Annotated in this window: 23 protein-coding genes; 12 read left to right on the top strand and 11 right to left on the bottom strand. The window is 59.7% G+C overall.

The features are described from left to right. Positions 1-462 precede the first annotated feature (462 nt). Entirely contained in the window at positions 463-1,281 is an 819-nt protein-coding gene (locus tag FHR98_RS01080; protein WP_183414759.1) for a class I SAM-dependent methyltransferase, read from the bottom strand. Positions 1,282-1,463: 182 nt separating this feature from the next. Here FHR98_RS01080 and FHR98_RS01075 point away from each other — a divergent pair, with 182 nt between their 5' ends. After that, positions 1,464-1,955, top strand: a complete 492-nt coding sequence (locus FHR98_RS01075) for a cupin domain-containing protein (protein WP_183414758.1) — start codon at positions 1,464-1,466, stop codon at positions 1,953-1,955. 160 nt (positions 1,956-2,115) lie between these two features. Continuing rightward, on the top strand, positions 2,116-3,336 hold the full coding sequence (locus FHR98_RS01070; RefSeq protein ID WP_183414757.1) for an MFS transporter: 1,221 nt from the start codon (positions 2,116-2,118) through the stop codon (positions 3,334-3,336). A gap of 17 nt (positions 3,337-3,353) precedes the next feature. Here the strand turns inward: FHR98_RS01070 and FHR98_RS01065 are convergent, their stop codons facing one another. After that, a complete protein-coding gene (locus FHR98_RS01065) occupies positions 3,354-4,262 on the bottom strand; it encodes a LysR family transcriptional regulator (RefSeq protein ID WP_183414756.1) in 909 nt (302 codons plus the stop codon). 195 nt (positions 4,263-4,457) lie between these two features. Between FHR98_RS01065 and FHR98_RS01060 the strand changes: the two genes are divergently transcribed. The 7 genes from FHR98_RS01060 (at position 4,458) to FHR98_RS01030 (ending at position 10,547) form a co-directional block, all read left to right on the top strand. Continuing rightward, a complete protein-coding gene (locus FHR98_RS01060; protein WP_183414755.1) occupies positions 4,458-5,288 on the top strand; it encodes a 3-hydroxybutyrate dehydrogenase in 831 nt (276 codons plus the stop codon). Positions 5,289-5,324: 36 nt separating this feature from the next. Then, complete coding sequence (locus tag FHR98_RS01055) at positions 5,325-6,413, top strand: patatin-like phospholipase family protein (RefSeq protein WP_322091199.1); 1,089 nt, start codon at positions 5,325-5,327, stop codon at positions 6,411-6,413. 236 nt (positions 6,414-6,649) lie between these two features. Next, complete coding sequence (locus FHR98_RS01050; RefSeq protein ID WP_183414754.1) at positions 6,650-6,928, top strand: BufA1 family periplasmic bufferin-type metallophore; 279 nt, start codon at positions 6,650-6,652, stop codon at positions 6,926-6,928. A gap of 53 nt (positions 6,929-6,981) precedes the next feature. Continuing rightward, positions 6,982-7,986 (top strand): MNIO family bufferin maturase, encoded by a 1,005-nt coding sequence (gene bufB / locus FHR98_RS01045; protein WP_183414753.1) that lies wholly within the window; start codon positions 6,982-6,984, stop codon positions 7,984-7,986. Beyond that, positions 7,973-8,770, top strand: coding sequence for an HvfC/BufC N-terminal domain-containing protein (locus FHR98_RS01040; RefSeq protein ID WP_183414752.1), 798 nt, complete (start codon positions 7,973-7,975; stop codon positions 8,768-8,770). Before bufB ends, FHR98_RS01040 begins: the two co-directional genes overlap by 14 nt. Positions 8,771-8,785: 15 nt before the next feature. Then, entirely contained in the window at positions 8,786-9,262 is a 477-nt protein-coding gene (locus FHR98_RS01035) for a DoxX family protein (protein WP_183414751.1), read from the top strand. Positions 9,263-9,266: 4 nt separating this feature from the next. Continuing rightward, positions 9,267-10,547, top strand: a complete 1,281-nt coding sequence (locus tag FHR98_RS01030) for an NAD(P)/FAD-dependent oxidoreductase (protein ID WP_322091198.1) — start codon at positions 9,267-9,269, stop codon at positions 10,545-10,547. Between the two features lie 48 nt (positions 10,548-10,595). Here FHR98_RS01030 and FHR98_RS01025 read toward each other — a convergent pair whose 3' ends face one another. Then, a complete protein-coding gene (locus FHR98_RS01025) occupies positions 10,596-10,898 on the bottom strand; it encodes a hypothetical protein (RefSeq protein WP_183414750.1) in 303 nt (100 codons plus the stop codon). Between the two features lie 217 nt (positions 10,899-11,115). Here FHR98_RS01025 and FHR98_RS01020 point away from each other — a divergent pair, with 217 nt between their 5' ends. After that, entirely contained in the window at positions 11,116-11,841 is a 726-nt protein-coding gene (locus FHR98_RS01020) for a class I SAM-dependent methyltransferase (protein ID WP_183414749.1), read from the top strand. 75 nt (positions 11,842-11,916) lie between these two features. Next, positions 11,917-13,368, top strand: coding sequence for a TrkH family potassium uptake protein (locus FHR98_RS01015; RefSeq protein ID WP_183414748.1), 1,452 nt, complete (start codon positions 11,917-11,919; stop codon positions 13,366-13,368). Between the two features lie 3 nt (positions 13,369-13,371). Here the strand turns inward: FHR98_RS01015 and FHR98_RS01010 are convergent, their stop codons facing one another. From FHR98_RS01010 to FHR98_RS00990, 5 genes are all read right to left on the bottom strand, one after another. After that, positions 13,372-14,040: an ABC-type transport auxiliary lipoprotein family protein gene (locus FHR98_RS01010; RefSeq protein WP_183414747.1), complete on the bottom strand. Its 669-nt coding sequence runs from the start codon at positions 14,038-14,040 to the stop codon at positions 13,372-13,374. After that, the gene (locus FHR98_RS01005; RefSeq protein WP_183414746.1) at positions 14,018-15,076 is read right to left on the bottom strand and encodes an MlaD family protein; all 1,059 of its coding nucleotides are present in this window, start codon (positions 15,074-15,076) and stop codon (positions 14,018-14,020) included. The genes FHR98_RS01010 and FHR98_RS01005 overlap by 23 nt, the downstream gene beginning before the upstream one ends. Before the next feature lie 10 nt (positions 15,077-15,086). Beyond that, positions 15,087-15,857, bottom strand: a complete 771-nt coding sequence (locus FHR98_RS01000) for an ABC transporter ATP-binding protein (RefSeq protein WP_183414745.1) — start codon at positions 15,855-15,857, stop codon at positions 15,087-15,089. Positions 15,858-15,861: 4 nt separating this feature from the next. After that, positions 15,862-17,016 carry an ABC transporter permease gene (locus FHR98_RS00995; protein ID WP_183414744.1) on the bottom strand — a complete coding sequence of 385 codons (1,155 nt, stop codon included), beginning with the start codon at positions 17,014-17,016 and terminating at the stop codon, positions 15,862-15,864. 135 nt (positions 17,017-17,151) lie between these two features. Continuing rightward, complete coding sequence (locus tag FHR98_RS00990; protein ID WP_183414743.1) at positions 17,152-17,517, bottom strand: hypothetical protein; 366 nt, start codon at positions 17,515-17,517, stop codon at positions 17,152-17,154. Positions 17,518-17,651: 134 nt separating this feature from the next. Here FHR98_RS00990 and FHR98_RS00985 point away from each other — a divergent pair, with 134 nt between their 5' ends. Beyond that, the gene (locus FHR98_RS00985; RefSeq protein ID WP_183414742.1) at positions 17,652-19,148 is read left to right on the top strand and encodes a CoA-acylating methylmalonate-semialdehyde dehydrogenase; all 1,497 of its coding nucleotides are present in this window, start codon (positions 17,652-17,654) and stop codon (positions 19,146-19,148) included. 110 nt (positions 19,149-19,258) lie between these two features. Here FHR98_RS00985 and FHR98_RS00980 read toward each other — a convergent pair whose 3' ends face one another. From FHR98_RS00980 to lptE, 3 genes are all read right to left on the bottom strand, one after another. Beyond that, complete coding sequence (locus FHR98_RS00980; protein ID WP_183414741.1) at positions 19,259-20,056, bottom strand: DUF1223 domain-containing protein; 798 nt, start codon at positions 20,054-20,056, stop codon at positions 19,259-19,261. Between the two features lie 83 nt (positions 20,057-20,139). Continuing rightward, on the bottom strand, positions 20,140-21,192 hold the full coding sequence (gene holA / locus FHR98_RS00975; RefSeq protein ID WP_183414740.1) for a DNA polymerase III subunit delta: 1,053 nt from the start codon (positions 21,190-21,192) through the stop codon (positions 20,140-20,142). 36 nt (positions 21,193-21,228) lie between these two features. Beyond that, the gene (lptE, locus tag FHR98_RS00970; protein WP_183414739.1) at positions 21,229-21,762 is read right to left on the bottom strand and encodes an LPS assembly lipoprotein LptE; all 534 of its coding nucleotides are present in this window, start codon (positions 21,760-21,762) and stop codon (positions 21,229-21,231) included. Positions 21,763-21,780: the final 18 nt, after the last annotated feature.

The following is a 21,780-nucleotide window of genomic DNA, read 5'->3' as shown; positions in this document are numbered from 1 at the left end:
TTCGCCGCCTTTTCTGCAGAACGATGATCCGCTTTTTGCGTTAGTGGCAGTGTACGATGCCGACTTTCCGGTCCATGTGGCAGCATTTTCCGGGCGGCGAGCTTTTCCGACATCCCCCGCCATGTTCTAGAACTTTGCTCTGAAGCACGGGCGTTGACATCTTGCCTGCGTTGACGTGGTTCGGCCCAAGGCTGAAGACCGCAACTAAGGCCGCAAACAGAATCCCTCTCATACAACCCTCCTTGCCTTGAAATCAGAACAATGCTGGTACTATAAGTTGTGCAATTTAGGAAGAAAATATCGTTATGAGAAAGAGATAAAAGGGCAACTGAAAACACCTTGACCACTTCTCATCCCTCACCCCCCGCAATACATTCCGGCTAGCGAATTGACAGAGGAGCGGCATTTCATCCAAGGCGGGGCTTTCCCTACCTTTGCTCATCAGGTTGCCCGCGTCGTTTTTCAGGCCGCGCGCGTGGCGGTGACGAGGAAGGTTTCGCAGGGGATAGCGTACCCGCCCGGCACTTTGAAATCTTTGAGGTCTCCGGCGACCTGATTGACGAGAGCGGCTTTCTTGTCGGCGGCAATTGCCGCCACTTCGCCTGCGTAGGGCATGCCTGCGATGTCGGCTAGAATTGACTCCTCGGCCGGTCCCATCCGCCTCAGAATCGTAAAGCATTCCGACTTCACGTCCATGAATCCCGCCTGACCCGCCAGGACGGCAATTTCGTCCGTCTCATCGAATGAAAAGGGCGCCAGAGCGCGCTCTCCTGCGCGGCGGCTGACAAATCTGGTGAGAGCCCTCGAAAGCGCCGCGCCATAGGGACTGACTGACTTCCAGACGGTTAGCGCCAGGCGGCCACGAGGAGTCAGCACACGCGCCATCTCGCGCAATGCCCCGGCCCTGTCCGGAAAAAACTGTAATCCCTGTTGGCAAAAGACCAGATCGAAGCTTGCGGACGCGAAGGGCATGGCGCAGACATCGCATTGCCGCCAGTCTATGACCAATCCCGTTTGTTCGGCCACCGCCGCAGCAACGCGGAGCATCCCCGCGTTCTGGTCGATACCGGCGACGATACTGCCCGGCGGCATTGCCGCAGCGGCAAGACGGGCCACAATCCCCGTTCCACAAGCGACGTCGAGCACGCGCGCACCAGCAGTGACACCAGCGCGTTCGAGCGTCGCTTCGGCAAGCGCCGTGAAGATTGCGGGAACCTTTTCAGCCTCGTAGAGGCGCGGCGCATCGCCCTCCAGCTGGAAGTTTTCCTCTTTGGCCATCATTCACATCCTCCCAAACATGCCGCCCTGGCGAGAGGGCCCTGTCTTTTTTCTTCCCACCATACATTCCGGTTATCGAAATGACAGGGGAACGGCATTTCACGCGAGGCGGAGCCTTCCCTACCTTTGCTCATCAGGTTGCCCGCGTCCGGCGCAACCGGCTTTGAGCAAAGGAGTTTACTGCCATGACCCACTTCGCTATCGGCCGCGGTTCGCGGTTTCTTGTCGCCGGGCTGCTGCTCGGCGCGACGGCCCTGCTTTCGCCCGGCGCTTCCGCCGGAGAATGTCCGGCCGACCAGGTTAAACAGGGCGTTCGCCAGTCCGGCGAGACCGAACCCAAGGGCGTTTCCGACACGGTGCTGAGCCATATCGACCTGGCGACCCAGGCGGTAAAACTGGAAGACACGCAGTTCCGTATGCGCCGTCTGGTTGTCGAGCCCGGCGGTGTCGTGCCTTGGCATTCGCACGGCGAGCGTCCGGCGCTGATCTACATCGTGTCCGGCGCCATCACTGAATACTCCAGCAACTGTGCGGTGCCGATCGAGCACAAGGCCGGCGACGCGGCCAAGGAGTCCGTCGGGCTGGCGCACTGGTGGAAGAACAACAGCAACGAACCTGTGGTGCTGATCTCCAGTGACATCCTTCACGTCAAGAAGGACGACGCGAAGGTCATGTAATCGGTGGTGACATCAGGACCGCGACTCAGCCGTCGCCTCGGGTTCCTGCGTCATCCCCATCTAATCGTCCGTTGTTTAGCGTCCGTGGCGCTCTTGGTCCTAGCAACTTCGGTTCTTGCGACTGGGCGCCACGCCGCTTCTTGTTGCAAGGAATTGCGCCATGTCCAGCATAACCCCCGTTTCCACGCTTCCCCCGACCGTCAGAGGCAGCCAAGCGACTGCACGCCGCATCCGGGCGCTTGTGATCGGCGTAATCAGTTTCTTGACCTTGATCGATCTTTTCGCCGCCCAGGCAATCCTGCCGAGCCTGGCGGCGGCCTACGATGCGACGCCGGCGGAGATGGGGGTCGCCGTCAACGCCAGCACGTTCGGTATGGCGGTCTCCGGGTTGCTGGTGGCGCTCTTTAGCCGCCGCATCAATCGCCGCAAGGGTATCTGGGTGAGCCTTTCGCTCCTGGCGGTCCCGACGCTGCTGCTGGCCACCATGCCCGATCTGGCGACCTTCACGGTTCTTCGTGTCCTGCAGGGCGTCTTCATGTCGGCCTCCTTCACGCTGACGGTCGCCTATCTGGCGGAGCAATGCAGCGCCGAGGAGAAAGCGGGCGCCCTGGCCGCCTATGTGACCGGCAACGTCGCCAGTAACTTCCTGGGTCGATTGATGTCGGCGGCCATTGCCGATCATCTTGGGCTTTCAGCCAACTTCGCGATCCTTGCGGGACTTAATCTGGCGGGTGCTCTGCTGGTCTTCTATAGCCTGCGTGGAGTCACCCCTATGATGGCGGATGCCGGACCGCGCCCGCCGATTTTCGCGGCCTGGGCCGAGCATCTGCGCAACCCTCTGTTGCGCCCGGCCTTTCTGCTGGGATTCTTGATCCTGTTCGTTTTCATCGGCGCCTTCACCTATGTAAATTTCCTGCTGGTCGCCGAACCGCTGGCGCTCGATGCCATGCAGCTTGGGTTTGTCTACTTCGTCTTTCTACCCTCTATCATAACCACCCCCCTGGCCGGTCGCGCCGTACAGCGTTTCGGGTCGCGGCCGACCTTCCTGGGTGCGCTGGCGCTGGCGCTTTTCAGCTTGCCGCTTTTGCTCTTGCCAAGCTTATCTGCGGTCCTGTTGGGGCTTGTGCTGGTCGCCGTCGGCACCTTCTTCGCCCAGGCGGCTGCAACCGGATACGTCAGCAGCGCCGCAACCGGTGACCGCGGGGCGGCTAGCGGGCTCTATCTGGCGTCCTATTACTGCGGAGGTCTTTTCGGTAGCGCTGTCCTGGGTCAGCTCTTCAGTTTGTTCGGCTGGCCGGCAACCGTTGCGGGATTGGTTGTCGCGTTGCTGCTGGCGCTGGTATGCGCGACGCGGCTGGCAACGCCCCGCGGTCACCGTTGAGGGTTATCGATTCGGATTCAAGCGGCGCTTAGCCGCGCGCCACTCGCGGGCGGCGCCCACTTATAGGATTTGACCGCCTGCACGAAGGCGGCGACCGCAGGCGAGAAACGGCGCCCGGAAACGGTCACCAGCGAAATTTCCCGCCAGACATCCGGCTCGACGACGGGGCGCGTCTTGATGCCAGGGAGGACGGCGCTGTACTCGGGGATGAAACAGATTCCCAGACCGCCGGCGACCATGTTCTGAATCCAGTCCTCACGCTCGCTGGCGTAAGCCAGATGCAAGCCCACATGCTGCACCTGGCAGAGCGAAAGCAGGTTGTCGCGGTACTCGCAATTCAATCGCCGAAGGTAATTCTCGCCGTGGATTGCGGCGACCGGGATCTCGCTCATGGCTGCAAAACGGTGTCCGAAGGGAAAGGCCAGAACGAAGCGTTCCCTGTAAAGGGTATGGCTGTTGAAACGCTCGGGAAAGCCGTCTGGGTCGCTCATGATCGCGACGTCCAGCTCGCCTGCGCCAAGCTGCTCGCAGAGCGCCCCAGGCATTCCCTCGATCAACTTCAACTCTATACCGGGATGCCGGGCCTGAAAGTCGGCCAGCAGGCCGGTGAAACGGGTAGGGCCGACGGTACACATGATACCCAAAGTCACACTTGCCTGCTCCAAGGTCAGGAAACGCTTAGCATCGTGTTTCGCGCCTTCGGCGCTTTCCAGGATCTGTGCCAATCGCGGCCGGAGCAGCGCGCCGAGGTCGGTAATGTGAGTGAGACCCCTTTCGCGGCGCAGAAGCAGGCCGCCGATCTCGTCTTCGAGCTGTTGAATGGCGCGGCTGAGCGCCGGTTGAGTAACGTTGCACTTCTCCGCAGCCCGCGTGAAATTCAATGTTTCGCAGACCGCGAGGAAGTATCGGATGTGATGCATCTCCATGGCGCTAAGTCCTTTCGAGGTGCCATTTTCACCGCAACTTTCCAATCTTGGACCAACGAGCCAATCTTTATCCAATACTCCCTGGCTATCGAAATCATATCACGGCGGCATTTCACCAGCGAGCCGGATAAGCGCATCGTCCTCCTATCGGCCTGCCCCTTCAGACAGGCATACAGTTTTCAAAGGAGGTAAAAAATGTACGACACCAGTTTCGCCACTCGCCCCTCCGCACGCCGCCGGCGCGCTCTGGAAGGCCGGGTTGCGATCGTGACCGGTTCCACCAGCGGCATTGGGCTAGGCATAGCGCGAACGCTTGCAGAGAACGGTGCCGCAGTGTTGCTGAACGGCTTCGGCGACGCCGAGGAGATTGAGCGGATTCGCGGCGAGCTCTCCCTGCAGAATGATGTCGACGTGGCATACGACGGCGCCGACATGTCCAGTCCTGAACAGATCGCGCGCATGGTCGCGCACGCCAACGATGCCCTCGGGCCGGTCGATATTCTGGTCAACAACGCAGGTATTCAGCACGTATCGCCCGTCGAGAGCTTCCCGCCGCACAAGTGGGATGCGGTCATCGCCATCAACCTGTCCTCGGCTTTCCATATGACCCGGTTGGTCTTCGCCGGCATGAAACAACGTGGCTGGGGGCGGATCGTGAATGTTTCCTCCGCTCACGGGTTGATCGCCTCACCGTTCAAAGCAGCCTACGTGGCGGCCAAGCACGGCATTATCGGCTTGACCAAATGCGTCGCTCTTGAAGGCGCGGAGGCGGGCGTCACCTGCAATGCCATTTGTCCCGGTTACGTCTGGACTCCTCTGGTGGAAAAGCAGATCGAGGACCAAGCCAAGAATCACGGCATTCCGCGCGAGGAGGTTATTCGTCAGATCCTCCTGGCTCAGCAGCCCAACAAGCGTTTTGCGACCGTCGAGGAAATCGGCGCGCTTGCCGCATTCCTTTGCGCCGATGGCGGCGCGTCGATCACCGGCGCGGCCCTGCCGGTCGACGGCGGCTGGACGGCGCATTAACCCCCGATGCCGAGAGGCCGGAGAAGGAGAAAAGCGATGAACGTTCAGACATCCAGATCGCCGCAATCCGGGACCAAAATGCCGGACCACGGTGTTTGCGGCTGCGTTCCTGGAACCAAGACCTTGAACCTGGCTCTTCAGGGCGGCGGAGCCCATGGAGCGTTCACGTGGGGCGTACTCGACCGTTTGCTGGAAGATGACCGCCTCTCATTCGAAGGCATTGCCGCCACCAGCGCCGGCGCCATGAACGCCGTTGTTCTGGCCTATGGTTTGGCCGCGGGCGGGCGGGAAGGCGCGAAGAAGGCGCTTGCGAACTTCTGGCGTCGGATCAGCCACGCGGCGGCCTTCGGTATACTACAGCCATCGGAGTTTGACCGCGCGATGAAGGATTGGTCGCTGGACCATTCCCCCATGTTTCTCTGGTTCGACGTGGTCTCGCGATTGTTTTCGCCCTACCAGTTCAACCCCTACAACGTGAACCCGTTGCGCCGGGTGCTGGAGCAGTCGGTCGATTTCGACGTGCTTCGGAATGCCGCCTGTCCAGTACAGGTGTTCCTGGGGGCCACGAACGTACGTACAGGTAAGATCAAGGTGTTCGACAATGCCCAGCTAACAAGCGATGCCGTGCTGGCCTCCGCCTGTCTTCCGTTCTTGTTCCAGGCGGTCGAGATCGACGGCGAGTCCTACTGGGATGGTGGCTATATGGGGAATCCGGTGATCTTCCCCCTGATCTATAGCTGTGCGACCAGGGATGTTCTGATCGTGCATATCAACCCGCTGGAAAGAAAAGAAGTGCCCCGCACTTCGAGCGAGATAATGAGTCGCATCAACGAAATCAGCTTCAACTCGTCGCTCATGCGCGAAATGAGGGCGATCGCCTTCGTCAGCGACCTGATCGATAAGGATGTTGATAACAAGCTTGATTTGAAGCGCATGCTGATACACGGGATCGCTGCCGACGATGTGATGCTGGAACTGGGCGCCCGCAGCAAACTCAACGCCGACTGGGCTTTTCTCACCATGCTGCGTGATACGGGCCGCGAGCGGGCCGGGCTCTGGCTCCAGGAAAACTTTGAGAACATCGGCAAGGAAACCACGATCGATATCCAGGCGCGGTTCCTCTAGCCCACAAGCTATTCACGTCCCTCCCTGCACCTTTCGGACTGTTTGCCGGAGCCTCCCGAGAAATCGGGAGGTTTTTTTTCATCGCCTTCGATGCCCGATACGTCAGCTCTATCGAAACCATCACTGATTGGCATTTCAGATTCAAACGGCAGCGGACGACATTGGTTGCAGGGCAGGCAACCGCCTTGCCTCCGATGAACCTACGCAATGCGCAACCTTTAATGAGGAGACTTCCAATGATCAACACGAAGCACCTGGTTCTTTCCGCCGTCGCCGCCGCCGCCACTTTGGCGGCAGCTACCGCCAGCGCTCAGACCGGTCCGGCGCCGAAGCCGGATTTCAAGTTCGAGAAGTGCTACGGCGTCGTCAGCGCAGGCAAGAACGACTGCCAGACGGCAAACAGCTCCTGTGCCGGCACGTCCAAGACCGACCAGCAGGCCGATGCCTGGATTTATCTGCCAGCCGGAGCGTGCGGCAAAATTGCGGGCGGCTCAACCGAACCCAAGAACAGCTGAGCCTGCAAGCAAGTAATGCCGAAGATCCGCCACGCCGACCGATGGAGACTATAATGACCGCATTCGCTCAAGTATCTTGCCTCCCCGCCAACGCGGGCATAGGCCTGCGTCACCCCCACATCGCGGAGATGCTTGAGCGGCGGCCATCGGTCGGCTGGCTGGAGGTTCATGCAGAGAACTTCATGAATGACAGCGCCGCCGCCGATGATCTGGAGACGCTTCGGAGCGCCTACCCGATTTCCCTTCATGGTGTCGGGCTTTCACTTGGTTCTGCCGAGGGTATTTGCGAGACGCATCTATCGCGCTTGCAGGCCGTGGTCGAACGCTATCAGCCTGCCCAGGTATCCGAGCACCTTTCCTGGTCGGTCCATGACGGCGCATACCTCAACAACCTGCTACCCTTGCCGCTTACCGAAGAAGCGCTCTCGGTTGTCGCACGGAATGTCGAGCGCTTGCAGGAACGGCTTCAGCGTCGAGTTCTGATCGAGAATCCCTCCGCCTATCTGGATTTCAAACACGCGACAATGAGTGAGCCTGAGTTCCTGTCCGCCTTGGTTCGGCGCACCGGTTGCGGTCTGCTTCTCGACGTCAACAACGTTTATGTTACGGCCCACAATCTCGGTTTGGACGCTCTGGCATACCTCCGGGCATTGCCCGCCACCGCTGTTGGCGAAATACACTTGGCCGGTCATCGCCGGATCGACGGCGAAGGTGGCCCCCTGCTCATTGACGATCACGGATCTCGCGTGGACCGCCCGGTTTGGGCGCTCTACCGTGCGGCCCTGCACATGGCCGGGCCGCAGCCGACCTTGATTGAATGGGATTCCGCTCTTCCGCCCTTGACGGTTCTGCTGGAAGAGGCAGCGCGGGCCGATCTGCTTGCGGACAGCGTGGCGTCAAGCAACGCAGCCGATCGGGATGAAACGACCCCGGCACGGACACCGGCGAACTGCACCACCGAATGTGACAGAAGTGTACGTTCATCCCCTAGGACCCAAACAACACAACCGCACGTACAAGCGCTCAATCTGAAGGAGGTTCGCGATGTCTTCGCTTGATTGCATTCAAGGGCGCTTGAGCGATGTCGTCCTCGGCCGCAAAGAACCTGCGGGATTAACCGAAACCATTCAGGATGATGCGGTGATCGGCAATAAGGCGATCCAGGATCGGATTGCCGTTTATCGGGACACCACGTTGTTGACGCTGACAGCTGCTTTGAAGGCGACCTTCCCTGTCACGGTCAGGTTGGTGGACGACCGCTTCTTTGCCTATCTCGCCGATGGTTTCATTCGTTCAAATCCGCCGAGCGAGCCTCGGCTTACCCACTACGGCGCGGCGCTTCCGGACTACATCGCTCGTTTCCCGGCGTGCCGGGAGTATCGCTATTTAGCGGATGTCGCGCGCCTGGAGTGGGCTTTTGCGCAAGCGGCGCTGGAACGCGCGTGCGGCGCGCTGGAACCGCAGGTGCTGTTCAAGCTTCTGAAGGAGGGCGCGGATGTCCGTCTGCTTTTGCAGCCGTCGCTTCAATTCCTCGTTTTGCGCTGGTCGGTCTTGCCATTGTGGGAAGAGCTTCGAGAGCCTGCCGATCCCAGCGCGCCGCCGGTGCCGCTCCGCGAAACGACCTACAACATTCTCAAGCGGGATGCGCGGAATGTCCGCCTCCAGAAACAGGGCCGTGCAACCTTCGCCTTTCGCCACGCTCTGGCCCATGGGTACAGCATCGAGCAGTCCGCCCGGGTCGCGCTGAACCGTGATCGGTTCTTCGATCTGGCGGTCGAGCTTTTGGATCTTTTCGGAGAGGGGCTCGTCACCGGCATATCCCTCAATGCCAACCATCAATAGGAAAGGAAGTGTGTTATGAACTCACAAACTCTATCCCTTCGGTCCATCGCCGATATGGCGGCCCCTCGTGCGCTACGACGGGTCGTCGAGGCGGTTGAACGCGTACCGTTGTCGCTCGTCCAAGTCATGGGTCGGGTGGCGCTGGCCAGTCTGTTCTGGAAATCGGCGCAGTCGAAGCTCGCGAGTTGGGAGATCACCCAGCAGCTTTTTGCCTATGAATATCAGGTTCCCCTGCTGTCGCCGGAGCTTGCCGCCGTGCTTGGCACGGCTGCCGAGCTGGGCGGCGCGGTCCTGTTGTTCTTTGGCTTGATGACCCGGTTTGGGGCCCTGGCCCTGCTTGGGGTAACGGCGACGATCCAGCTTTTCGTCTTCCCAGGTAACTGGGGCGAGCATCTGCTCTGGGCGTCGCTTCTCATTCTCTTGATCGCGCGAGGCGGCGGGGTTCTCTCCTGTGATTATCTGCTGACTCGTTTACTGACCGCAGGGAGGTAGGATCGTGGCTGTGTCTGGCAGCAAGGAAAACGGCGGTCGATTGCCGGAAGTGGTGATTATTGGTGCTGGCTTCGGGGGTCTTTCGGCCGCAAGGGCTCTTGCAGGGCTTCCGCTGCGAGTCACGGTGATCGACCGGCGCAACTATCACCTGTTTCAACCGCTGCTCTATCAGGTTGCGACAGCGGGCCTGTCACCGGCGCAAATAGCAGCGCCAATCCGGCGAATTCTGCGCGGGCAGAAGAACACACGCTCCGTCATGGACCGTGTTGTCGGCATCGACCGCGACCGCCGCGTGGTGACGACGGAAACGCAGACCTTCGCGTTCGACTACCTCATTGTGGCCACGGGAGCGCGGCACAACTATTACGGCAACGACCAGTGGGAGGAAACGGCGCCCGGCCTCAAGAAGATTGACGACGCAACCTTGATCCGCCGTCGCGTGTTGCTCGCGTTTGAGCAAGCGGAGAACGCCACCAGTGACGCGGAGGTGCAGCGGTTGCTGACTTTCGTCGTAGTGGGCGGCGGCCCGACGGGCGTCGAGATGGCGGGCGCCATCGCCGAGTTGGCCCGCAAGGCATTGGCCGAGGACTTCCGCCGAATCGATCCGGGCACCGCCCGCGTGATCCTTGTGGAGGCCGGTCCGCGTTTGCTGCCAACCTTCTCCGAGCCGTCGTCGCTTGCTGCACGCAAGCAGCTTGAAGCACTGGGGGTCGAGGTTATCGCCGGCGTTGCAGTGGCCGCTTTTGATGCCGGGGTCGTCAAGCTTGCCGACGGAAGTACGATCGAAAGCAACTGTGCTGTTTGGAGCGCCGGCGTCATGGCGTCTCCTGCCGCGCGCTGGCTTAACAGCAACCGGGATGCCGCAGGAAGAGTGCTGGTTTCCGGAACCCTGACCTTGCCTGACGATCCGCGCATTTATGTCGTTGGAGATACGGCGTCGCTTGTCGATGCGCGGTCCGTGGCCGTGCCGGGAGTGGCGCCTGCGGCGAAGCAGATGGGCCGCTACGCAGCACGATCGATCGCACGCCATATTCATACCCAGTCTCCACTGCCGCCGTTTCGCTACCGCAACTACGGCAACCTAGCGACGCTCGGCCGCAAAGCCGCGGTTGCCGAGTTTGGGCCTCTGCGATTGAGCGGATTTCCCGCGTGGCTGCTGTGGAGCTTGATCCACATTTACTTTTTGATTGGCCACAGGAACCGGCTGGGGGTGATCTTAGACTGGGCTTGGGCCTATGCTACCTACGATCGCGGCGCTCGCTTGATCACAGGATCGAGCGAGTAATCGCCGAGTTCCTCCTCTTAAGCAAGGCATAGGCACGTCTTTGCGGTATCAGCCATGAGCTTCGCTACGCCAGCCCCAACGGGCCTGCCAGGCTTTGATGGGGCTGAAGGGGCGAACGACATAGGATTGGGAGAGTCGTAGGGCGGCCTGCCATTCTCGAAAAGCAAGCGAGGCCTCCTCTCGCGTCAGCAGCCGCGTCGAAAGATCGGCATGGGAAATGTGTTTTGCGAGGGGGGAACGAACAAGGCCCTCCTCGATACCAATCACCCGCCAGCCTTCTCCCTCGGGTTGCAGGCGCAGGATCCCGGTCCGTCCATCACTGTCACGATACAAGGCGAAGTCGCGGTCCATGACACCTCCTTGGACCCCGCAGACCGGCGGAGTCCCTCCGCTAGCAGCCTTCCCCTTCAATAATACATCATTCAACAGCAAATTCCTTAATAGAGCCTTATTAAGGGTGCAAACAATCTATTACAAACAGCTAATAAGAGTAAAATTGAGTCTATCAATGCGCATTGATTGGGCGTCTCCGCCTGTCTAACCTGTTTGAAGTTGGGGGGCGATGGGTATGGATCTGAAAGAAGAAGAAATACTGGGCGCAGCCATTGTTGACCATTGGTACTACCGGTCCAAGGGAGCCGCGCTCCGTTCTTTGCTGAAGGGATTGCCTGCACGACGTCTCGTGGATGTAGGCGCCGGGTCCGGGATTTTTTCCAAACAGCTCTTGGAACATGGCTTGGCAGCCGAAGCTTACTGCATCGACCCTTACTACAGCGAGGAACGGGATGAAACGCACGCTGGGCGGCCACTGAGCTTTCGGCGCGTGCTGGAGCCCTCCGGCCGCGCCGACTTGGTCTTGATGATGGATGTACTGGAGCACGTGGACGATGATCTGGCGCTTTTGACCCAGTACAGCAATGATTTAGCACCCGGTGCCCGCGTTGCTATTACAGTGCCAGCCTTCACATTTCTTTGGTCTGGCCACGATGTCTTCCTGGAGCATAGGCGGCGGTACAGCCTGGCCGAGTTGGAAGATCTCGTCCGGCGCGCAGGCTTGGAGATCGAGCGAGGCCGGTACTTCTTCGGCCTTATCTTCCCTTTGGTCGCGGTTCTTCGGCTACTTGAGAGTAGACGGGTAAAGCGCGGGGACCTGCAACCGGCAAGTTCCCTCAGAAAAGCTCCGGAACCCTTGAATAGCCTCCTTGTGGCAGCTCATGCCCTGGAGCGAATCCTCCTGTTTCCAATAAATCGCATGGCTGGTCTGACGGCCTTTTGCCTTGCCAGAAAGCCCTGAGCGGCGTCATTCTCCGCAGCGTTCCGTTTGAAAGCGGAGCGCGCAAGCGCTTACGGGTTCAAAGGTTAGGTACCCATGCCATCCTTAAGACCGACCTTCTTCGTGCTGGGTATACTGCTCCTGGCATTGGCAATGGCCATGCTGTTGCCGCTTGTAGCCGACCTGACGGTCAATAATCCAGACTGGAGTTCCTTTGCGCTGGCCGGTGCCTTCACGACCTTCGTCGGCGGCCTTTTGGCGCTGTCGAACCGACCAGGCGAGCGCTTCTCACTTGGCCTGCGCGAAGCCTTCCTCCTGACAACTCTTTCCTGGTTGGTCCTGCCGTTGTTTGCGGCATTCCCCTTTCTTTTCTTTTCAGACCGGCTCGACCTTGCCGATGCTTTTTTTGAAGCGGCTTCCGGGCTCACCACCACGGGCTCGACGGTTCTCGTAGGTTTGGACGCAATGCCTCCGGGGATCCTTCTATGGCGCTCGGCTTTGCAGTGGATGGGGGGTGTCGGGATCGTCGTCATGGCAATTATTATCCTGCCGTTCCTGCGGGTCGGTGGGATGCAGTTGTTTCATGCGGAAAGCTCCGACAGATCCGAGAAAATAGTGGCACGGCCGGCGGAGTTGGTCGGTTTCATCGTGTCTATCTATGGCGTTTTGACCCTGGCCTGTTTTCTTGCTTACAGAGTTGCCGGTATGAACGCGTTCGACGCCTTGAACCATGCCATGACAACCCTCTCGACGGGCGGATACTCGACGCACGATGCGTCTATGGCGCACTTTCAACAGCCTGCGATCCACTGGATTGCCACAGTCTTCATGCTGGCAGGCGCATTACCTTTCGTGGCTTACGTGAAAGCCCTGCGGGGAGACCGGTCGGCGCTTTGGAAGGATAGCCAGATCATCACGCTTTTGTCGCTGGTGGCGCTTGTTGCCCTGTCGCTTGGCGTCTGGCTTTCAATGGCGCGCGCCATGCCTGTGGCGGAGGCTATGCGGCACGCCTTCTTCAACGTGGCCTCAATAGTAACGACGACCGGTTTTGCTAGCGATGACTACAGCCTGTGGGGGACGTTTGCCGTGGGAATATTCTTTTTCCTGACTTTTGTCGGTGGTTGCACCGGCTCGACAAGCGGCGCGATCAAGATCTTTCGGTTCCAAATCCTTTTGCTTGTCGCGCGCCGCCAATTGCGGAGCCTTTATGCTCCACACGCGGTGGTGCGCATGACCTACAACGGCCGCCCGGTGCCTGAGGATGTGCCGCAGTCCGTTCTCGCTTTCCTGGCTTTTTTCGGCCTCGCGTTTGCTTGCGTCACGCTTGCTTTGACAGCTTTGGGGCTCGACCTCGTGACGGCGATCAGCGGGGCGGCTCAGGCGATATCGAACGTCGGTCCGGGATTGGGTGATATCATTGGCCCGTCGGGTAATTTCTCCGGTCTTGGGGATGCTGAAAAAATGGTCCTCAGCGGGGCAATGATACTTGGCCGCCTGGAGCTATTCACCTTACTGGTGTTGCTGGATAGTGGGTTCTGGCGCTGGTAGCCGCTAGCCTTGTTGCTGCTCGGCGTTGCCGGTCTCCAACGTCCAGATCACCAATTCCTTCAAGACCTGATTGAGCGCTTCATCGTAGGCCTCGATGATGGCTCCAATCTTATCTTCAGCCGCCGCTACCTTGGCGCCGAAGAGGCGACCCTGCAGAATTCGTCGATCCAGGGCACGCACCAGCTTGGCGTTGATGCGCACATGCGCGATCGGCACTCCACCATCGAAATACTCGACTTGGAACTCGCGCAGCTCGGTCTTTAGAAGGAAGTCCGCACGCAGCCCCAGCGCCTCCGGCCCCACCGCGCCGATGGCGTTTGTATTCTCGAAAGATTCCGAAATCAGCCCTTGCACCATGCGTGTCGCGCGGTCTGTCCAGGCCGCCTTGGCGTAGTACTCCAACGTGACCGGTGAGCGCATCAATGCGATGCGTGGCACGTCGATACCGGCCCCTGATGTCGGCCTGTCGATCAGCAGCGCCCAGGACACTTGTGGCAAGTCTTTGCGAAAGGTTGATTTCGGCGTCAGGCGATAGAGTTGCGGCGGCTCGCCGCGCGGGCCTACCAGTCCCGCGCAACCGCTGAGAATGGGCAGGGCTAAAGTGAGCGCCAGGCCTCCTGTCCCCTGGACCAGGGTGCGGCGCGTTCGATCAATCCGGGGTGCCAGCGTCATAACCCTCCGAGCGGTTGCCAAAAATGAAGTTGCCGGGATCGCGTTCGATTTGCCCCAGCAACCTGTTCACGTTAGTCACGAGGTCTCGAGCCTCACTGAAAAAGGCGACAACCTCGAAAAGACCGCTGGAGGTGAATTCCGCGAGTTGCCCCCGGTTCTCCTCCAGAATCTTGTTCATTGTACCACCCAGCACCTCGAAGCGCTCCGCCGAAGCACGGATCGCCTGCAGGCTACCGCGCAGATCGCCCCCGAGGTTGTCCGCGCTTCCCTCGACCGAGCGGGCGGTGTCCTCGAAGGCCTTGAGCGTTGCGCCGGCTTGACTCGCCAGCTGTTTCGACTCGCTCTCGAAACCAGCTATCAGTTCCTGAAAGGATTGTGTGGTCGTGCCGACAGTCTTTGCGGTTCGACCGATCTCCTCGATGGTCACGCGCGATGTATCCATCAACTCCGGCAAACCGGTTGCTCCCTCCTTAAGTGTTGCGAGCAGCTGCGACAAGTTGATGAGCGCCTGTTCAAACTCCTTACGGTTTTCGGGCCGCAGGAGGTCATTGGCGCGTTTGAGGACTAGATTGGCCTCGGAAAGAACCGACGGCGCGCTATCCAACAGCTCCTGCAGGCCGGAAGCTTTTGAGGCGATTACGGCCGCCCTCTGTCCCGGCTGCGGGACCAGGGGCGCCGCCGACTGACTGCCGCCGGAAAGCAACACATAACTACCGCCCGCCAAACCCTGAATCGCCAATGTCGCAACGGTATCGCTGCGGATCGGTGTGTCAGCGCGCACCTCGATCGTGACAACAATCCGTTCAAGGTTTTCGGGATCTATGCGAATGGCCTTAACTTCGCCGACGTTGATGCCGCGATAGCTGACACTGGCGCCTTCACGCAAGCCCGATACGCTATCCTCGAAGTGAATCTCATAGGAGGTGATGCTGGCATCGACATTGACCTTGGCGAGCCAGACGACAAAGCCGATCCCGCCGACGAACAGCGAGATCACGAACAACCCGACCAGAAGATAGTTCGCACGGGTTTCCATAATTCCTGGCCTAGCCCTCTCCCATGGCGGCGCGTGCGCGCGGCCCGTTGAAGTATTCCTGAATCCAGGGATGCGGGTCGCGCCGCAATCGATCCAACGTGTCCACCTTAACACGCTTGTCGACAAGCACGGCAATGCGATCGGCAACGGCGACCAGGGAATCCAGATCATGGGTAACCATGATGACCGTCAGGCCGAGCGCGCCTTGCAACGTGCGCAGCAGCGTATCGAAATTGCTCGCACCGATAGGATCCAGGCCTGCTGTCGGCTCATCCAGAAGCAAGATGTCCGGGTCCAAGGCCAAGGCCCGCGCAAGACCGGCGCGTTTTCGCATGCCGCCGGATAGTTCGGAGGGGTACTTGTCGGCAGCGCCCGGCGGCAGCCCCGTCATGGCGATCTTCAACAAGGCTATCTCCCGGCGCAACGCCGGTTTCAGACGCAGGTGCTCGCGCAGCGGTACTTCGATGTTCTGCGCGACCGTCAGCGACGAAAACAGCGCGCCGTCTTGAAACAGCATCCCCCAGTGGCGCTTGAAGCTGTGGCGTTCGACCGGCGTCATGCCCGTCATGTCCCGCCCCAGAACCTCGACCTCTCCCGCGGCGGGGGTCATCAGGCCGATAATGTTGCGCAGCAACACCGATTTTCCAGTACCTGAGCCGCCGACCAGCGCCAGAATCTCGCCGCGCCGCACAGTTAGGTCGACACCATCATGGATGACATTCCTACCGAAGCGGGTAACCAAGCCTTTGACCTCGATAGCGCTTTTTGCGGTTTCCGGCATGGCACTAGATCCCGACGATGGAAAAGAAGATGGAGAAGATGGCGTCCAGAACGATCACGATGAAAATCGATTGCACAACCGCTCGTGTGGTTTGTTGGCCCACCGATTCGGCGCTGCGGGAAACCCGCATTCCCTGGAAACAGCCGACCAGGGCAATCACAAAAGCAAAGATCGGCGCTTTGCCGATACCGACGAAAAAATTGTCGATGGGCACGGCGCCGTGGAACTGCGTGATAAACTGCGAAGGCGTAATATCCAAGGCGATCATGGACATCACCGCGCCACCCAGCACACCCATGATATCGGCGTAGAAAGTCAGCAACGGCAAGACCAGGATAAGGGCAATTACGCGGGGCAGGACCAGCACGTCCACCGGGTCCAGGCCGATTGTTTCAAGGGCATCGATCTCCTCGTTCACTTGCATGGTGCCGATCTGAGCCGTAAAGGCGGATCCGGACCGCCCCGCGACGATGATGGCGGTGATCAATATGCCCATCTCGCGAAGGACGCCGATGCCAACCAGATTGACGGTGAAAATCTCAGCCCCGAAACGGCGCAGTTGGTCTGCGCCCTGGTAGGCCAGTACGACACCGATTAGGAAGGATAGCAGGCCGACGATCGGCAAAGCGTCAAAACCGGTGCGTTCCATGTGAGTGAAGATGGCCGCGAAACGCAGCCGGCGGGGCCGCAGTATCGCCCGAGTCATCGCGATGACCGTCATCCCCATGAAATTGATCAGATCGCGGGCCTGAAGCAGAAACCATATCGACGCGCGGCCACAACGTTCTATCAAGGCAATCAGCAGCGTTGGGCGCGCTTCCCGGGGCGGCTCCAGATCGCCTAAAGCGCCAACATTGTCGAGCAGCGCCTGCTTATCGTCACTGATACCGGTAAACTGAACGGTCACGCCTTCGGACTGCCACCGGGCTACATGGCGGCAAAGTTGCCAAGCGGCGGCGCTATCCAGGCGCCCGACGGTTTCCAGACTTACTTCCAGGGAGAGGGGGCTCTCCGGCTTCAGCGCAGTGAGTTGCTGGGCAAGCTGCTCAAGATTGGCGGTGACCCAATCTCCGCCGCAATGCAAGATGGCGGCCTCGGGCGCCGCGCCTTGTTGATGCTCCAGCTTTACGCTCGCCGGGGTGCCTTCCCAAGACGCCATCGTGCGTTCCCTCGTCAGCCCGAATGATCAATCCAAGGTGACGGCATGCCGTGCCACTGGCAAGCCCTTTGGCAATTTACCCCAGTAGGCAAGTCAGGGTCGGCGAGTCAGGGTCGTTGTACGAGGTTGAGATATCTAAAGCAGACAATCACCTTCGCCCCAATAGGCGCAGGCCATTTCCACCTCTTCCTGATGATACTCGATCGCAGCGGTTCCGTGGTCCGGGCCATCGTAGAGGCCCAACTCGGAGATGAGCTGAAAAAACCCCTTGCCGGGAAGCCCTGGCTGGGATCGGCTAACGACGAGCGCCGCCAACAAAGGCCGTCCGGCGGCGGCGTCCTCCCGGATCATCTGCTCCAAGGCGACGGTGATGCTGTGGATAGCGCAGGGCGACGGAACATTCGCGACAATAGCCAGGTCGCGGTACGTGATCGTGCGACGGCAGCGGGCCAGCCCCATCAAAGTTTCGCGTAGTGAAGTGTTCAACCCGTCACGTGGCATTTTGTCACCTATTGGTCTCCGAACCATAAAAAGGTGTGCTTTGCCAAGATTGCAAGGGCGGCCTCGACGGACAGGTGCAATTGCGTTATGACCAAGTTGAAATTTCCAGGGATATTTGTAAGGAGAAAAGTTCGATGGCGACGAAGATCCACCATTTCATCGGTGGCGTGAGAGTTGAGAGCAATAGCACGCGGTTTTCCCCGGTATTTGACCCTTCTACCGGAGAGCAGGCCGCCGAGGTTGCGCTGGCGACGATTGGTGAGGTGGATGCCGCTATCGAGTCCTCCCGACAGGCGCTAGCAACCTGGTCCGCGACCACGCCGTTGAACCGCGCTCGAGTGCTTTTCAAGTACAAGGAGCTTCTGGAGAACAACCGTGAAGCGCTTGCAACCCTGATCTCCAAGGAGCATGGCAAGGTTCTGAGTGACGCCATGGGAGAAGTTACGCGCGGCATTGAGGTGGTGGAGTTCGCCACGGGCATTCCGCATCTTCTCAAAGGCGAGTTCAGCGAGAACGTCGGAACCAACGTCGATAGCCATTCAATGCGTCAGCCGCTTGGTGTGGTTGCCGGAATCACGCCCTTCAACTTCCCGGCCATGGTGCCGATGTGGATGTTCCCGGTCGCGCTCGCCTGTGGAAACACTTTTGTCCTCAAGCCTTCTGAGAAAGACCCTTCCGCGCCATTACTGCTTGCCGAATTGATGATGGAGGCAGGCGCGCCTGCAGGCGTTTTGAACGTCGTGAACGGCGACAAGGAGGCGGTAGACCGCATTCTGTCGCATCCCGATATCGCCGCTGTCAGTTTTGTAGGTTCGACACCGATTGCCGAGTACGTCTATCACACCGGCACGGCCCACAATAAGCGTGTTCAAGCGCTGGGCGGTGCCAAGAATCACATGGTGATCATGCCGGATGCGGATATGGATCTAGCAACCGACGCCTTGATGGGCGCGGGGTATGGTTCGGCCGGCGAACGATGCATGGCGATTTCTGTGGCAGTCGCCGTCGGGGACGCAGGCGATGCTCTGCTTGAGCGTCTGGAGCCGCGTGTCCGCGGTATGAAGATCGGCCCCTGGAACGATCCGGAAGCGGAAATGGGCCCGCTGGTCAGCAAGCAACACCTGGACAAGGTCCGCAGCTATGTGGATCTGGGCGTTCAGGAGGGGGCGAAGTTGGTCGTCGATGGCCGCGATACCAGCCTGCAGGGATACGAAAACGGTTACTTCCTGGGCGGCTGTCTGTTCGACGAAGTTCAGCCAGACATGCGTATTTGCAAAGAGGAGATCTTTGGTCCGGTTCTTTCCGTCGTCCGCGTACCCGACTATGCGAAGGCTGTTGAGATGATCGACGCCCATGAGTATGGAAACGGAACCGCTATCTTCACCCGTGACGGAGACGCGGCGCGCAACTTCGCAAGCCGTATTCAGGTGGGCATGGTAGGGATCAACGTACCGATTCCCGTCCCCATGGCCTTTCATTCCTTTGGCGGCTGGAAGCGTTCCCTGTTCGGCGACCATCATATGCATGGCCCCGAGGGTGTGCGCTTTTACACCAAAATGAAGACGATCACCTCGCGTTGGCCGACAGGTATCCGGGCAGGGGCCGAGTTTGTCATGCCGACGATGAAATAGGCTGCGCCGTTAGCCCGTTTGATCCGAGAGATGCGAACGGAGCGCCTGAGTCACATGAACGGCTTGGGCTTCCGTTCGTAGCGACCCGTTCATGGAAAGCGGCGGGCCGATTAACTGCGGAACGGTAAAAGCGCCGCGCCGATGATCGGTCCGGTTTCGTTGCTTTGCAGGAGCACCGCGCAGCCGTCGCGCCCGTCGGCGATCGCCGCTTCCATGTTGAGGTCCATCGTTACCGCGGCCCCATTCCATTCGCCGATTTTCACCAGTTTTCGGACTACATGCGCGTTGGTTATCTTGCGGCCGTTGTTCTCTCCCGCGCGAACCTCGGTCTCATGCTTCTGATCGAAAAAGGCCATCCAGATCGTCGCACCGCCATCTGGTGCATGCCCTGCTGGAATGGTAAGGCGCTGCTGTTCCAGTATGATCGGAATCTTTGGCGTTCCTCGGGCCTTCTCAATAGCTTCCAGCACCTGATTCCGGCGCGATCCGACCACATCCCAACGTCCGTCGACGATAATCTGCGGCGTGTAGATGAAACGGTTTGATAAGCTTGCCAGGTACGCGCGCTGTCGATCGGTGTAGAGCGGATCGGAGAAGGGGTCCTGCCATCCGATGTAATCCCAATAATCCACGTGCAGGGAGAGTGCCACGATCGTTTCGTCGGTTGCCAGTTCAGCCAGCAATTGATCGGCAGGCGGGCAAGAACTGCACCCTTGAGATGTGTACAACTCGACGACAACGGGTGTTTTCGCGGCCGGATCCGCTGCGTTTACCGGATGCCCTCCGCCAAGCAGATACGCGCCTAGAACAAGAGTGAAAACCCAAACGGCGAGAAGTCTGGTGGTCATGGTGGGGTCGGCGGTGGTGCGTACTGTTCTCATGCCGTCAATGTAAGGCCAGCGTCTCATCACCGGCCAATCACTTACGGGTGAAGGCCGGTCGCCGGTTCTGCGGGCCACGGCACCGTTCTGCGATCGGTGTGTGGTGAGCCTCAGCCGCGACCGCCTCTCGATTTCGGTGCGCGCGCCGTCAGTTCAAACAACGCGCGCGAAGTGATCATCTCGGAGGGAGCGCCGGTCCTCTTACAGTCCATCTCCGCATCTAACAGCCGGTTGATCGCGGTTCCCAGGGCCACGGCGCCCCAGCGGCCGAGCTGCCGTTTGAACCGGTCTTTCGTTTTGAAAAAAACCGGCGGCCGAAGTTTCGCAACGGCCTGATCGGATGACTGTCCCTGATCAAGATGGCCCCGCGCGGTCTGGAGGCGAATGAAATGCCCGGACACGGCGCGCAACAAAGGCACTGCATGCAGACCTTCGGCAAAGGCTTTGGTAAGCGACCTTTCGACCTGAGCCAAGTCACCGTCGCCAACAGCGAAGCTCAGATCATCAAGTGTCAGGTGGGCGCTGTCTCCGACGCAGGCGAGGACATCATCCATATCAATGCTGGAATGCCCATCTTCAACGGGACCCTTGTAAAGCATCAGCTTTTCAAGTTCCTGACGGGTCATAAGGCGATTGGTTCCCAAATGATCGCGGAGGAAAGCAATGGCCTCCGGGGTCGCGCGATAACCCGCCTGCGCGAAGGTCTCGCGGATCAAGGATTCCAGCGTGCCTTCCTCGTCCCGGTAGCACGGCAAGGCAGCGCTTGATTTCTCCTTTTCGAAGAGCCCGCGCAGCTTGGATCTTGGCGGCAGGTCACCGGCTTCCAAGACCACTAGAGTATCGCCACCGGGGGGGTCGGCCAGGAAGGACGCAAAAAGCGGCGCCAGGGAGTCCTCCGAACTGCGCAGCCGGACAACCCGGCGGCCGCCGCCAAAGGCCATGGCGGCGACTTCGTCGATCAGACGCGCGGGATCGTCCTTGAGAGCTCCAACACTCAACTCGGCGACTCGGAACGGGTCACGAGGGTCTTCAACGACACTCGCCGTCAGCGTGTCCGCTCGTTCTTTGACCAAGCCATCATCGGGGCCGTAGACAAGGACCGCGCGGATATCCGGGTAAGGTTTTGCGGCAAATCGGTCGGCAGAGCGGGCATCGATCTTCATGATTGCCTTCCGATTACTTTCCGTCCGGGGTTACTATCACCCCTCGTCGCGTGACAGGAACACTGCCAAGCGTTGGGAAATTTCGTCGGCGACAACCGTGAGCGCCCGCCGTCGAGCATCACGCTCGGCCACGAGGGTGCCATACTCTTCCTCTAGGGCCAGAATGCTGTAGCCGCTGGTTGCTTGGCTGTTCCCGCGGTAAATGACATTGCGTCCGGATTTGTCATAGAGGGCAAAGCGAGCGCGGACGATCAGGTTGGCGCGACGGGCCGTTTCGTCTTTCCGCAGGGCTAGCTCTTGAGTCGATTCACGCAGATCGACGCGCAGGATGTACTCGGGGTCGCCGGGTTGTCCCTGAGGATTAATGCGATCGCGCAGGAAATTGTGCAGCATTTGGCCGTTGCGGTCGCTCAGCGGATCTATGCCCACTGATGCCAGACGGTCGTTGACGCTGGATCCGTCTGAGCCACGCTTGGCGTGGAGCGGCGTGAAACCGCAAGCCGACAAAAGCGGGAGCGCGGCGAGCGCCCCTATCGTCAGGATCGCACCACGCCTGGATCGCTTAACCAAACTCCTCGGCCCAGTTTT

Source organism: Limibacillus halophilus (assembly GCF_014191775.1).
GTDB classification, from domain to species: Bacteria; Pseudomonadota; Alphaproteobacteria; order Kiloniellales; family CECT-8803; genus Limibacillus; species Limibacillus halophilus.
Note: the sequence above shows the minus strand (reverse complement) of the source record. Positions and strands in the feature narration are given on the sequence as shown.

Excerpts from the sequence above, each read along its gene's own strand:
- FHR98_RS01065 (WP_183414756.1), bottom strand. The coding sequence starts at position 4,262 with ATGGAGATGCATCACATCCGATACTTCCTCGCGGTCTGCGAAACATTG.
- FHR98_RS00995 (WP_183414744.1), bottom strand. The coding sequence starts at position 17,016 with ATGGCGTCTTGGGAAGGCACCCCGGCGAGCGTAAAGCTGGAGCATCAA.
- FHR98_RS01070 (WP_183414757.1), top strand. The coding sequence starts at position 2,116 with ATGTCCAGCATAACCCCCGTTTCCACGCTTCCCCCGACCGTCAGAGGC.
- FHR98_RS01055 (WP_322091199.1), top strand. The coding sequence starts at position 5,325 with ATGAACGTTCAGACATCCAGATCGCCGCAATCCGGGACCAAAATGCCG.
- bufB (WP_183414753.1), top strand. The coding sequence starts at position 6,982 with ATGACCGCATTCGCTCAAGTATCTTGCCTCCCCGCCAACGCGGGCATA.
- FHR98_RS01075 (WP_183414758.1), top strand. The coding sequence starts at position 1,464 with ATGACCCACTTCGCTATCGGCCGCGGTTCGCGGTTTCTTGTCGCCGGG.
- FHR98_RS01060 (WP_183414755.1), top strand. The coding sequence starts at position 4,458 with ATGTACGACACCAGTTTCGCCACTCGCCCCTCCGCACGCCGCCGGCGC.
- FHR98_RS01015 (WP_183414748.1), top strand. The coding sequence starts at position 11,917 with ATGCCATCCTTAAGACCGACCTTCTTCGTGCTGGGTATACTGCTCCTG.
- FHR98_RS01025 (WP_183414750.1), bottom strand. The coding sequence starts at position 10,898 with ATGGACCGCGACTTCGCCTTGTATCGTGACAGTGATGGACGGACCGGG.
- FHR98_RS00980 (WP_183414741.1), bottom strand. The coding sequence starts at position 20,056 with ATGAGACGCTGGCCTTACATTGACGGCATGAGAACAGTACGCACCACC.
- FHR98_RS01020 (WP_183414749.1), top strand. The coding sequence starts at position 11,116 with ATGGATCTGAAAGAAGAAGAAATACTGGGCGCAGCCATTGTTGACCAT.
- FHR98_RS01080 (WP_183414759.1), bottom strand. The coding sequence starts at position 1,281 with ATGATGGCCAAAGAGGAAAACTTCCAGCTGGAGGGCGATGCGCCGCGC.
- FHR98_RS00990 (WP_183414743.1), bottom strand. The coding sequence starts at position 17,517 with ATGCCACGTGACGGGTTGAACACTTCACTACGCGAAACTTTGATGGGG.
- FHR98_RS01005 (WP_183414746.1), bottom strand. The coding sequence starts at position 15,076 with ATGGAAACCCGTGCGAACTATCTTCTGGTCGGGTTGTTCGTGATCTCG.
- FHR98_RS00985 (WP_183414742.1), top strand. The coding sequence starts at position 17,652 with ATGGCGACGAAGATCCACCATTTCATCGGTGGCGTGAGAGTTGAGAGC.
- FHR98_RS01040 (WP_183414752.1), top strand. The coding sequence starts at position 7,973 with ATGTCTTCGCTTGATTGCATTCAAGGGCGCTTGAGCGATGTCGTCCTC.
- FHR98_RS01050 (WP_183414754.1), top strand. The coding sequence starts at position 6,650 with ATGATCAACACGAAGCACCTGGTTCTTTCCGCCGTCGCCGCCGCCGCC.
- FHR98_RS01010 (WP_183414747.1), bottom strand. The coding sequence starts at position 14,040 with ATGACGCTGGCACCCCGGATTGATCGAACGCGCCGCACCCTGGTCCAG.
- FHR98_RS01000 (WP_183414745.1), bottom strand. The coding sequence starts at position 15,857 with ATGCCGGAAACCGCAAAAAGCGCTATCGAGGTCAAAGGCTTGGTTACC.
- FHR98_RS01035 (WP_183414751.1), top strand. The coding sequence starts at position 8,786 with ATGAACTCACAAACTCTATCCCTTCGGTCCATCGCCGATATGGCGGCC.
- holA (WP_183414740.1), bottom strand. The coding sequence starts at position 21,192 with ATGAAGATCGATGCCCGCTCTGCCGACCGATTTGCCGCAAAACCTTAC.